We start from the raw sequence: 12,232 nt of genomic DNA, 5'->3' as shown, positions 1-12,232 counted from the left end.
AAAGTGGTAAACGACACTCTGTAAAATCAAAGGTTACACTTAATCAATGTTCGGATTGACACGAACAATGTCGCTCTCTTCTCCGCTAAATTGTTTTTTAAGTTCTTGCTTCGATTTAAAGCTGATTTCACCGCCAGCTGCAACCGTCATGTGCTGCGCATCAGTATTATGTTTTGATTGATACAACATCACAGCTTGCATACACGAATCTCGCTGCTCTTTAGAAAGTGTTGTACCCTCAGGCCATCTTCCCGTTTCTACTGCATAGACTAAGCGATCATAAACTTCTGGAGTCATCGCTTGTAATAGTTGTTCTGCGTCCATAATGTACCTTCTTATTACATTCTATTTACAGAACATAACGGGTTAAGAAACTGAGTCAAGAATACGAAAATGAATTGGTGTAACGGATCACAAGCAAAACCATGAAAAGAACACACTGGTTACTTCTCAGCCTCACAAGTCTCGCACTAACGGGCTGTTTCGAAGGTAACGTGACAACCGAAGAGTTGTGCCAAAAAACACCAGAGCTGCGCTGCAAACAGCTCAATATGGATGACGGGCAATGTCGAGTTCCCAGAACAAACTTAGTATGGCATCGGTTTGAGCAACTGAAACATCCATCAGAAGCCAGTCAAATTATCGAATACGGTCTGGTCGCTGAATATAGGAAATGCTTAGAACTCGCCTCTCAGATCACACCTATTGATCAAAGTGCTCTCAAGAGACAGCGTTTTAACGCTTTGGTACACAGTATTGATGAGCTAGAACGCATCGTAAACGAGTTAAAAGGCTCAGAAGACCCCGCTACTTTGTATTTTTTGTGGTCTCAAACGGGTGACATCCAAGCTCGTCGCGCATTTTTACAAATGGAAGGCTCACCCAAGTTAAATACTGCTGAGATGCAATATGCATTAGCTACTTTCTATACTAATCGAGATGCCAAGAAAACGTTGATACTGCTGAATAAAGCGTTGTCTTTATCGGATGAAGACAACCTTAATCCGATCATTCTCAAATCAATGGCAAGCATTCATCAAGGGCTTGGAGAAAAAAAGCGCGCGTATCTGTGGGCAATGGTTGCGAAAAGATTCGACGTTCCGCTTGCTGATGAAAAGCAGCTCAAGCGTATGTTTAATTTTAGTCATGCAGAGCAATATCAGCAGCTAGATGAATTAGCTGAATCGGTGGCAAAAGCCATAGAGAGAGGGAACTACTCTCCAGCAATGATACCCAAAGAGATATAAACGAAAAAACTCCCGCAATTGGCGGGAGTTTTTCGTTGGGTCAAACTACACTCTGTTTTCTACTTACAACAAATCGTGTTGAAAGGATAAAACACTATCGAGCACAATTTTGTCGTTATTGTTCTGATTTGTTGAAAATTAACGACACTGAATTAACACAAAAACGCTCACCCGTGGTCTGTGGGCCATCTTCAAAAACGTGCCCTAGATGGCTATCACATGTGGCACAACGAATCTCTGTACGTACCATTCCGTGACTCAGATCTTCTAAATAGCGCACCGCTTGATCATTGATGGGCGCATCAAAACTTGGCCAACCACAGCCAGAGTCATACTTGTTATCAGAGACAAAGAGAGGGGCATTGCAACAGGTACAAGCATAAACACCCGTCTCTTTATTATGCAGTAGTTTACCGCTGAAAGGCGGTTCTGTACCTTGCTCTCGGCAGACACGAAACTCTTCTTCAGAAAGTTGCTCACGCCACTGCTCATCTGACTTCGCCACTTTTTTCCCGTTTTGTTCCACGACTTTCTGCTCCTTCTTTACTGTTTTTGGTATTGACTTTTTTAGCAAAAAACTTGCTTCTCTTAACAGTTGTAGCACATACTTTCTCACCAGGACACCATGCGTAATTAATTTGATAAGAGCACTTATCTCACCAGTTATATTACGCCAACTGGACTACAGAAGAATCAGTTAAAAGTTTAAAAAACGAACATTTGCGAAGAATTGTTAAAAAAAGCGTCGCTTTTTTTTGACTTTAAACAAGTTAAGTCCGATTATCACTTGCAGATGTTTACTGGATTCTGTAATTTTACTACCAGTTATCTTTAATCAGAAATTAAGTTGTGGAGCAACTATAATGACTATCAAAGTAGGTATTAACGGTTTTGGCCGTATCGGTCGTTTCGTATTCCGTGCAGCGCAAGAGCGTGCTGACATCGAAGTTGTAGGTATCAACGACCTTATCGACGTAGATTACATGGCATACATGCTTAAGTACGACTCAACTCACGGCCGTTTCAACGGTACTGTTGAAGTTGAAGGCGGTAACCTAATCGTTAACGGTAAAACTGTACGTGTTACTGCAGAGCGCAACCCAGCGGACCTTAAGTGGGACGAAATCGGTGTTGACGTTGTTGCAGAAGCAACTGGTCTTTTCCTAACAGACGAGACTGCACGTAAGCACATCGAAGCTGGCGCGAAGAAAGTTGTTCTAACTGGTCCTTCAAAAGACGCTACTCCAATGTTCGTAATGGGCGTTAACCACGCTACTTACGCTGGTCAAGACATCGTTTCTAACGCTTCTTGTACTACTAACTGTCTAGCACCTATCGCTAAAGTTCTTAACGACAAGTTCGGTATCGAATCTGGTCTTATGACTACAGTTCACGCTACTACAGCAACTCAAAAAACTGTAGACGGTCCTTCTGCTAAAGACTGGCGCGGTGGTCGTGGTGCTTCTCAAAACATCATCCCATCTTCAACTGGTGCTGCTAAAGCTGTAGGCGTTGTTCTTCCAGAACTAAACGGCAAACTAACTGGTATGGCTTTCCGCGTACCAACAGCTAACGTTTCTGTAGTTGACCTAACAGTTAACCTAAAAGAAGGCGCATCTTACGAAGCTATCTGTGCAGCAATGAAAGAAGCTTCTGAAGGCGAGCTAAAAGGTGTTCTAGGTTACACTGAAGATGCAGTAGTATCTCAAGACTTCATCGGTGAAGTTCAAACTTCTGTATTCGATGCTAAAGCTGGTATCGCTCTAACTGATAACTTCGTTAAAGTTGTATCTTGGTACGACAACGAAATCGGTTACTCAAACAAAGTTCTAGACCTAATCGCTCACATCTCTAAGTAATTAGATAGTTAGCAATTAGCGAATAACTTCGTTAAAGAAAAGGCGGCTCTAGAGTCGCCTTTTTTGTATCTGGAATTTGAGAGAATACCTCGGCGCTGTTGCATTGTATTTGCGACGGATGTCGAAACCCTACTTTCCCCAATGATAGGAAACAGCACATGGATTTAAAAACTCTCCCAGCTCTAACCGTGTTATCTGATAACGTTACTGTCGTTGAAATTGATCAGGTCAAAGTAGTACGTGTTATTCATGAGAAAGCGACAGCAGGCATCTCCTTACATGGTGGTCACGTTGTTTCGTTCACTCCTGCTGGTCATGAAGATTTGATTTGGATGAGCGAGAAGGCGATTTTCGACGGGAAAAAAGCCCTGCGAGGCGGCATTCCCGTTTGCTGGCCATGGTTTGGCCGTATTGCAGCACCGGCTCATGGTTTCGCACGTACTGCTGAATGGGAGCTGGTTGAACATCGCGAGAACGATAACGGCGTGATTGTTGAACTTGCTCTGTTCCCGACAGAAGAAATCCACGATATTTGGCCACATATGTTTGACGTTCGTTTGGTGGTTGAAGTTGGCGATGAGCTAAAAGTGACACTCAAAGTCATGAACATCGATGACGAAGCTTGGACCTTCTCTGGCGCGTTACATACTTACCTAAACGTTGGAGACATTAAGCAAGCACAAACGACAGGCATGGGTGCCGAGTACATTGATAGCTTGAAAGCTGATTCGGTATGCCAAGGTGGTGATGTTCTGCAACTCACAGACACCATTGATCGCGTTTACACGCAACCAGAAGCGAAAATTTTGGTAAAAGATCCGGAACTGAATCGTACATTAAGCGTGGAAAACCATGGTCATAACTCCGCGGTACTTTGGAACCCTTGGGCAGAAGGTGCACAAGGTATGGCTGATATGGCTGACGATGGTTACCAAACCATGCTGTGTGTTGAATCTACTGTTCACGCTCCAAGTATCGAGCAAGGTAAAACGCTCCAGCCAGGTGAGACTCATGAACTTGTCACTGTAATTTCAGTGCAGTAGTTATAACCAGATCAAAGGTCGGGAATACCCGACCTTTTTTGTAATAAAAGCCCCACCTAGATGGTCCTCTCTCAACTAACTTATTGGTTATCAGTCACTTTTGACTATTTCATTAACAAATATCAAAAAATTCGATCATATAAACCGATAGCATGCCGATACAAAACTCATAAATAATAAAAATATCAGGAACTGATCTATGTTAGAGAGATACCGAAATCAAAGTGTCGGATTCCAGTTAAAGCTGGTTATCACTTTGTGTCTATTCATTGCTTTCAGCAGTATTGCTGCGCTTGTTTACCGTAACGCTTCCGATGTTCTATTGGAAAGCACCCTTAAAGAGCACCAATCTAAAGTAGAGTCGATGGCTAAAACCATTGCTGGCCAATTCGATGCTTATCTGCATACCGCTAAAGTGCTCGAGTCCACTTTTCGTAATGGTTACCTTGCCGGTGTTTATGTCGAAAACTATACCGTTGATTTCATGGGGCATGAAATACCAAACATCACTCAATACAGTGAAAGCTTAATTAACGACACAAAGCTGGTCGATAGCTTCACACGTGATACCGGTGCTATCGCGACTTTATTCGCGCCTTTGGGAGATGACTTTATTCGAGTATCTACCTCACTAAAAGATCCTCAAGGTCAACGAGCAGTGGGAACCACACTAGGTCTCGACCACCCAGGTTATCAGCAACTAAAAGCTGGTCAGCCATATTACGCTCAAATAAAGTTGTACGGCGAACGCTACATTACCTATTACTCTCCAATTAAAGATGCAACAGGAAAAGTTGCAGGGTTATCGTTTATTGGTTTACCCGTAGATCAAGCAACACAAACGCTATTCGATGCGCTAGAAGAGATTAAATGGGGCGATACTGGCTATACCATCATTGTCGACAACGACGACAACAATCTTGGTAAGTACCTACTCCATCCGACCAAAAGTGCAACCGACCCTTCAATCACAGAAGTTCGTGACTACGAGGGTAATAAGCCTTTCCATAAAATTTTTGAACAAAAGAGCGGATTAATTCTCTACCCTTACCAATTCGGCTCAACAGTCGGCGAAAAGTACTTAGTGTTTACCGAAGTACCAGGCTGGAACTGGAAACTACTAGGTGGTACGTTTATCAAAGAAGTAACAAAAGGTAGCGACACGCTTCTCACACTCATTGCTATCATTTCTTCGGTTGCGGCGATCATTACTTTTGTTGTATTGACGCTTTTCTTGAACCGTAGCCTACAGCCTCTCACGACTCTAAACTCATACATGACTCGCTTAGCTGGCGGCGAAGTCAGCTTGAGCATCCCAGCGTCTCGTAAAGCATCAAAGAATGAAATTACGAACTTGAGTTCGGGTGTTGCCAGTATGGCAGGTCAGCTCAATGAACTTGTTGGCAAGATCCGTTCAACAAGCGACTTAGTGGAGAGCAACTCCACCAGCGTTGCCAACGATGCCCATAGCAATTTGACCCAAGCTGACCGCCAACAAGAAGAAGTCGAGCAAGTTGTGACAGCGATTGAAGAAATGGCCTCTTCCGCTCAATCTGTCGCACAACAAGTCGAAAGCATTGCGGAAAACGTACGCTCAGCAAATACCGATAGCCAGTCTGGTCTCGCGATTGTTGAAGGCGTATGTATCGACGTTGCTCAACTTAACGATCAATTGGATCAATCAGCAGCGGCTATCGAGCAAGTCAATCGCGATAGTGAGAGTATTCAAACCGTCACGAAGATGATTGATGAGATTGCAGAGCAAACCAACCTACTTGCGTTGAATGCAGCCATTGAAGCCGCACGAGCAGGTGAGCAAGGTCGTGGCTTCGCAGTTGTAGCAGATGAAGTGCGTACACTTGCGCACCGTACACAAAGCTCAGTTCAGGATGTTGTTGAAATTATTGAGAAGCTAAAAGGCTCTACTCATAATGCAGTTAATATGATGACTGACAGCCAACGCAGTGCCAATCAGGTCTTAGACAAAGCACAAGACGCGGGTACAGCATTAGAAGCTATCGCAGTACAAGTCCAGTCGATAGCGTCTCAAGCCGACGCCATTGCTGCGACCTCAGAAGAGCAAGCGCAAGTATCCCAAGAAATTGCTGCAAATGCCCATTCTATCAGTGAGCTAAACCGAGAAAGCCGCGACACCAGCGCGAAAACCTCGCAAAGTGCCATTGAACTGCAACAACAAGCTCGGAACTTGAAAGAGCAAGTCGACTTCTTCCACTAATACTGAATATGAGCCGATTCCATCGGCTCTTTTTGTTTCACTTGAGACCACGCTTTTTGATAGAATTTGCCGCCCTACTTTCTGTTCGAGATCGTCATGAACTATCAATGCCCTTTATGCCACCAAGCTCTAGCGTTAAATGAAAAAACGTTTAAGTGCGAAAACAATCATCAGTTTGACTTAGCAAAAGAAGGCTACGTTAACTTGATGCCAGCGCACCACAAACGTTCTAAAGATCCTGGTGACAATAAAGAGATGATGCAAGCTCGTCGTCGATTCCTTGAGGGGAATTACTACAACCCAATGCGCCAAGAGGTTGCGCAGCTGTGTGCGAAATACACAGAGGGAACCGATCATCAATTATTAGATATTGGTTGCGGCGAGGGTTACTACACGGATCAAGTGCAGAAAACGATACAAACGCAAACGGACGATGCGACGATATATGGATTGGACATTTCAAAAGTTGCGATTCGTTATGCGGCGAAGCGCTACACACAGTGTCACTTTAGCGTCGCTTCTAGCCATCGGCTTCCTTTCGCGAATGAATCCTTAGATGCTATTTTGCGCATTTATGCCCCTTGCAAGGCAGAAGAGCTTCAGCGCGTTGTAAAAGAGAACGGTGTAGTCATCACGGTGACACCTGCAAGCCGTCACTTATACCAACTACGTGAACGCATTTATCAAGATGTTCGTCTTCACAGTGAAGAGCCAGAACATATTGAAGGATATGAATTAGAGCATCAACAACATCTTAACGATGTTATGAATTTGAAGGACGGGGCCGCATTCGATTTATTGCAAATGACGCCATTCGCATGGAAAGCAACCGATGCACTTCGTGAAGAGTTGAAGTCCGCTACACTCTATCAATGTGAGGCTGATTTTATGCTACGCGTATATCGCAAAAAGTCCACTCAGTAATAATAGTGGCAGACAACAAACGCAAATAGTTATCATTTATATTGATTCATTGCTCAGCCTCCATTAATATCATCCGGACATTTTTGGAGGCTTTTCAATGCGCTTTTCTATTTTAAGCTTGCTCTTTGCTGGCTTACTTACTGGTTGTTCTTCTGTTCCATCAACCAACTCTCACCCTACCTCTGCGGAAGTCACTACTTTTTACGACTACCAACTTTACACCCCTTCTGGCGAGCACATCGCTCTAAGCGAACTACCAAAAGAGTTGCAACAAGCAGATGTCATTCTTATTGGTGAATGGCACACACATGCCGGCGTTCATCGCTTTCAAACCGATATGCTCAAACAACTTTCATCCTATGACCGCCCACTCGCGTTATCAATGGAACAATTTACCCGCGACAAACAACCTGTTGTTGACGCTTACCTGCGTGGGGAAATCGGTGAACAGTACTTGATGAAACAAGCCAATGCTTGGCCCAATTATGAGAGCGACTATCGCCCTCTCGTTGAGTTTGCTAAGCAGAAAAATCTCCCGGTGATTGCTGCGAATGCACCAAAGGGCATTGTCCGATGTATTGGTCGTCAGGGGATAGACTACGTTAACAAGCTCGATGATGAGCAGCGAACGTTTATTGCAGAATCCATCAACACGGCCAGTAGTCCATACAAAGAGAAGTTTATGGCATCCATGCATCATGGGAAACCAGAACAAACCGAGAAACAGTTTGCAGCTCAAGTAACTTGGGATGAAACCATGGCAGAGTCTATCGTTAACTACCTAACCGCCACACCAGGAGCTCAGGTTGTTCATGTCGCGGGCAAGTTTCATACCGAGCAAGGATTAGGTACGGCTGCATCCATCTTAAGCCGCAATCCGAGCTTAAAAGTGGTTGTAATTAGCCCAACAGATAATGTGCTTGCTGATAATACTGATTATCAGTTAGAGGTTCTTGCACCACCAGTACGGTATGTACAAGATGCTCACCGCATGGCGGCATATCAACACCTCACTAAGCGCAATAGCGACCTTCAATGTAAGTAGCTGGTCTTCAATTTAAGTTACTGCCTTTTAGTTGCGCGTAGCATCACACTGCTCCGAGTTCATAGAATGACAACGGTCTGCTTCCTGCTGGTCTATTTTTTGCTAATGATCACGAATATAAACCAGAAGCGGCAAAAGCAGACCTGTTTTTATCCCAATAGCTTCAGAAATAGACTTTGCCGCCGATAGTAATATAACTGCTTTTTACCCGCACTCAGTGACCGAGTGTCGATGTTCCAAGGAGTATTCGATGAATCCAGTAGGAAGCACTTCTGTTAATAGCTATGCCAAACAATCTGTCGCCTCTAAGCAAACAAGTATTGCACAAGAGGAAGGCAACGCTTCACCGCTAAAAGTCGAACACAATAAGGTGACACTGTCTACGGAGGGCAAAGCGCTCCTTGCCGCTCTGCAGCAAATCGAGCACGACAGTAAGAAAGTAGAAGCAGAAGATAAATCTGTTGGTGAAAAAGTGGAGTCCTTTACACATGGCGCACTTGGCATGGTTCACCCTGACAAAATCGAGGAAGAAGAAGACGGCTCATACTCTGCGGGTCAATACCTTTCTGCAGCCCTCACTGTCGGTGGCATCATATTAGCGTTGGTCTAATAATCGTTACGACAATAAATCCTATTTGAATAAATCACTAACTGCAGCCCATAATTTGATACGTCAAAGAACGATATGTCGTAAACGTAGGTTATATACTCCTCAATTCGACCGCTCTTATGACCTTAAAACGCATACTCGTTTATTGCTCCCTAAACTAGGTTTCTTGTGAAGGCACTGAATGGATAACTTTAGTCCATGCTTTCAACTCCTAAGCGTAATCCAAGCCCACGTTTGTGGGCTTTCTTCTTTCTAAATTCACAAACGTTAGAGGTTGATTCACTTTTTCTACAAACCCAAGCAAAGACGACAATTTAGTTAAACTTTTATTACCGACACAAAATCGTCATAAATCATTGTTTTAATGCCAGCGCTTTCAATAAACAAGGAAAATATAATGAAGCGCTTAGTATCTCCAATCGTTACCGCAGTCGCAGCATCAACCCTCTCTTTTAATGCACTCTCGGCCGAAATCAAAAACGTTATTTTGATGATCGGCGATGGCATGGGGCCTCAACAAGTTGGTCTACTAGAGACCTACGCCAAACACGCACCTAACTCGATTTACAAAGACGAAACTACCGCTTTGTATAAACTCGCTCAAGAAGGTGTGATTGGATCATCGCTGACCAATCCAGAAGACGCGATTGTCGTCGACTCTGCGTGCTCCGCAACGATGCTAGCAACAGGAATACCTACCGCTTCTGAAGTCATTGGCATTGATAGCCAAGGCAACCACGTTGAAACCATTTTGGAAAAAGCCAAAAGCAAAGGTAAGGCTACGGGTCTCGTCTCTGATACACGTATGACTCATGCAACGCCAGCCGCATTTGCCGCTCATCAACCACACCGTTCTCTAGAAAACAGTATTGCGGCGGACATGCTAGAAACTGGCGTTGACGTGATGATGTCTGGCGGACTTCGTCATTGGATTCCAAAGTCGACAAACGACAAGGGAGAGACATACGAGCAACTTGAAAAGCTCACTGAAGGTAATGTCTACCTAAAGTCGAAACGTAAAGATGAGCGCAACTTGCTTACTGAGGCGCAAGACCAAGGTTACAACCTGGCTTTCAGCCGCGATATGCTCACACAAGCTAAAGGTGACAAATTACTTGGACTTTTTGCTTACTCGGGCATGAACGATGGTATTGCCTACAGTCAAAGCAAAAACGATCCAAAACGTACGCAGCCATCACTGAAAGAAATGACCACCAAAGCGATCGACATCCTTTCAAAAGACAAAGACGGCTTTTTCTTAATGGTTGAAGGCGGTCAAATTGACTGGGCTGGCCACAGTAACGATGCGGGTACGATGCTGCATGAAATGATCAAATTCGACGAAGCGGTAGACTCGGTTTATGAGTGGGCAAAAGGCCGTGATGACACACTGATCATTGTTACCGCTGACCACGAGACCGGTTCTTTCGGCTTTAGTTACTCATCAGCAAACTTGCCTAAACCGCAAAAACGCGACGGCGAAGCATTCAAAAATCAAGATTACGCGCCAAACTTCAACTTTGGTCAGTTCGAGATCCTTGATGGTTTATACAACCAAAAGAAAAGTTACTACGGCATGATCAGCGAATTCCAAGCGCTTGATAAGAAAGCTCAAACACCAGAGAAGTTTGCGGAAATCGTGAACGCAAATAGCGATTTTTCGATTACGCCTGAGCAAGCAGAACGCGTATTAGCAAGTAAACCAAATCCATACCGACTCGCTGGACACAAATACTTAAGCGAAGAGAACGTTCCTACAATCAATGACTTTGATGCGTTCTTTCCTTACAACGACCGTGGCAACTTGCTAGCGCGTGAACATGCAACAAAGCAAAACACAGTATGGGGAACGGGTACTCATACGCATACCCCAGTCAACGTATTTGCTTGGGGACCTGCAGAAACTATCCTTCCGGTATCAAAAATCATGCACCACTCTCAGTTAGGTGAGTACTTAAAGCAACAAATCAAATAATCGGCTTGCACTTACTTCACGACTCGTGATGTTCAAACGCTCTCGTAAGGGAGCGTTTTTTTATACATGAAAATAGTTGACGTTTTAAACAATAAACCTCAATAATTATAGGTCTTTGATTATATGAATGAAGAAAATGTGCGAAATATTTGCTAAGCAGCCCCAAGACAACTATCAGTTCATCACCCGCTCTATCCGTATTGATGGTCACGCAACAAGTGTAAAACTTGAAGCGAGCTTTTGGTCGATTCTTGAGGAAATTGCTAACGCTCAAAACATGACTGTTCCTAAGTTTATTAGTACGGTCTATCAAGAAGCGCTCGAATACAATGGTGAAGTAAACAACTTTGCCTCCCTACTCCGCTGCGCCTGTCTCACTTACGCTCGCCAGCCTAAAGAGACGATTCGTCAAGCACTGACACAACTAAACACTTAATAACAACCAACCACTGACCAACCTACCAATAACCCTCATAGGCTATGCAACAGAGTTGTAAGCCATTGAGCATGTTCTAATTTGTCGTACTAGAGTACTACCCAGACTCCTTTTGAACTCGCTAACCTATGCGGACTATCAAGGAGTACCCATGACAAAAATGATTCACACCATGATCCGAGTCAGCGATCTGGACCGTTCTCTACAATTTTACCGCGACGTACTAGAGCTAGAAATCAAAGACCAATACATCTTTGATGGTTTTTCTCTGACCTATCTAGCCAACGAAGAAACTGGCTTTGAATTAGAGTTGACACACAATCACGATCAAACTGAGCCTTACACTCACGGCTCAGGCTACGGTCACCTTGCTGTCAGCGTAGAGGATATCGAACAAACTCACAAACGCATTAAATCTCTCGGTATTGAAGCGGGTGACATCAAAGCCTTTGATCACCAACAAAAGCATTTGGCAACGTTCTTTTTTGTGACTGATCCTGATGGTTACAAAATTGAGTTCTTACAACGCCAAGGGCGTTACCTATAACAAAAAGAGTAAACATCATGATTCACGTGACTGCTACCTTTCACGCACAACCGGGAAAAGAACAGGAACTGAAAGCAGTGCTCACCCGAGCACTTGAACCCACTCGCAATGAGGAAGGTTGTGTTCGTTATCAGTTATTCCAAGATAAAGACAATGCGTGCCACTTCGTTTTTCAAGAGCAATTTAAAGACCAACAAGCGTTCGATCTTCATGGTAAAACAGAACACTTTTCTCTTTTGATTAGCCAAATCGACAACTTGTTAGAATGCGAACCGAAATTGGCGTTCTTTAACGAACTGTAAAAACACCG

13 protein-coding genes are annotated in these 12,232 nt (G+C 43.9%); 11 read left to right on the top strand and 2 right to left on the bottom strand.

Going from position 1 to position 12,232, the window contains the following annotated elements:
• Positions 1-39: 39 nt before the first annotated feature.
• On the bottom strand, positions 40-324 hold the full coding sequence (locus FKN16_RS13320) for a DUF1315 family protein (protein WP_005380700.1): 285 nt from the start codon (positions 322-324) through the stop codon (positions 40-42).
• A 101-nt stretch (positions 325-425) separates the two neighbouring features.
• Here FKN16_RS13320 and FKN16_RS13315 point away from each other — a divergent pair, with 101 nt between their 5' ends.
• Positions 426-1,247: a DUF2989 domain-containing protein gene (locus FKN16_RS13315; RefSeq protein WP_170902896.1), complete on the top strand. Its 822-nt coding sequence runs from the start codon at positions 426-428 to the stop codon at positions 1,245-1,247.
• A gap of 115 nt (positions 1,248-1,362) precedes the next feature.
• Here the strand turns inward: FKN16_RS13315 and msrB are convergent, their stop codons facing one another.
• Positions 1,363-1,773, bottom strand: coding sequence for a peptide-methionine (R)-S-oxide reductase MsrB (gene msrB, locus FKN16_RS13310; RefSeq protein ID WP_005396508.1), 411 nt, complete (start codon positions 1,771-1,773; stop codon positions 1,363-1,365).
• 337 nt (positions 1,774-2,110) lie between these two features.
• Between msrB and gap the strand changes: the two genes are divergently transcribed.
• The 10 genes from gap (at position 2,111) to FKN16_RS13260 (ending at position 12,224) form a co-directional block, all read left to right on the top strand.
• Positions 2,111-3,106: a type I glyceraldehyde-3-phosphate dehydrogenase gene (gene gap, locus FKN16_RS13305; protein WP_012841556.1), complete on the top strand. Its 996-nt coding sequence runs from the start codon at positions 2,111-2,113 to the stop codon at positions 3,104-3,106.
• A gap of 158 nt (positions 3,107-3,264) precedes the next feature.
• A complete protein-coding gene (locus FKN16_RS13300; RefSeq protein ID WP_170902895.1) occupies positions 3,265-4,149 on the top strand; it encodes a D-hexose-6-phosphate mutarotase in 885 nt (294 codons plus the stop codon).
• A gap of 199 nt (positions 4,150-4,348) precedes the next feature.
• Entirely contained in the window at positions 4,349-6,385 is a 2,037-nt protein-coding gene (locus FKN16_RS13295) for a methyl-accepting chemotaxis protein (RefSeq protein ID WP_170902894.1), read from the top strand.
• Positions 6,386-6,481: 96 nt separating this feature from the next.
• The gene (gene rlmA, locus FKN16_RS13290) at positions 6,482-7,309 is read left to right on the top strand and encodes a 23S rRNA (guanine(745)-N(1))-methyltransferase (protein WP_164666410.1); all 828 of its coding nucleotides are present in this window, start codon (positions 6,482-6,484) and stop codon (positions 7,307-7,309) included.
• 97 nt (positions 7,310-7,406) lie between these two features.
• On the top strand, positions 7,407-8,354 hold the full coding sequence (locus FKN16_RS13285) for a ChaN family lipoprotein (RefSeq protein WP_164666409.1): 948 nt from the start codon (positions 7,407-7,409) through the stop codon (positions 8,352-8,354).
• A gap of 250 nt (positions 8,355-8,604) precedes the next feature.
• Positions 8,605-8,964, top strand: a complete 360-nt coding sequence (locus FKN16_RS13280) for a hypothetical protein (protein WP_170902893.1) — start codon at positions 8,605-8,607, stop codon at positions 8,962-8,964.
• A gap of 397 nt (positions 8,965-9,361) precedes the next feature.
• Positions 9,362-10,939, top strand: coding sequence for an alkaline phosphatase (locus FKN16_RS13275; RefSeq protein WP_170902892.1), 1,578 nt, complete (start codon positions 9,362-9,364; stop codon positions 10,937-10,939).
• Positions 10,940-11,075: 136 nt separating this feature from the next.
• Positions 11,076-11,375: a ribbon-helix-helix domain-containing protein gene (locus tag FKN16_RS13270; protein ID WP_053808795.1), complete on the top strand. Its 300-nt coding sequence runs from the start codon at positions 11,076-11,078 to the stop codon at positions 11,373-11,375.
• A gap of 151 nt (positions 11,376-11,526) precedes the next feature.
• Positions 11,527-11,922 (top strand): VOC family protein, encoded by a 396-nt coding sequence (locus tag FKN16_RS13265; RefSeq protein WP_005397245.1) that lies wholly within the window; start codon positions 11,527-11,529, stop codon positions 11,920-11,922.
• Positions 11,923-11,939: 17 nt separating this feature from the next.
• A complete protein-coding gene (locus FKN16_RS13260; protein ID WP_170902891.1) occupies positions 11,940-12,224 on the top strand; it encodes a putative quinol monooxygenase in 285 nt (94 codons plus the stop codon).
• The last annotated feature ends 8 nt before the right edge of the window (positions 12,225-12,232 follow it).

Origin of the sequence: Vibrio sp. 11-4(1), assembly GCF_013048625.1 — a bacterium.
Lineage (GTDB): Bacteria > Pseudomonadota > Gammaproteobacteria > Enterobacterales > Vibrionaceae > Vibrio > Vibrio diabolicus.
Note: the sequence above shows the minus strand (reverse complement) of the source record. Positions and strands in the feature narration are given on the sequence as shown.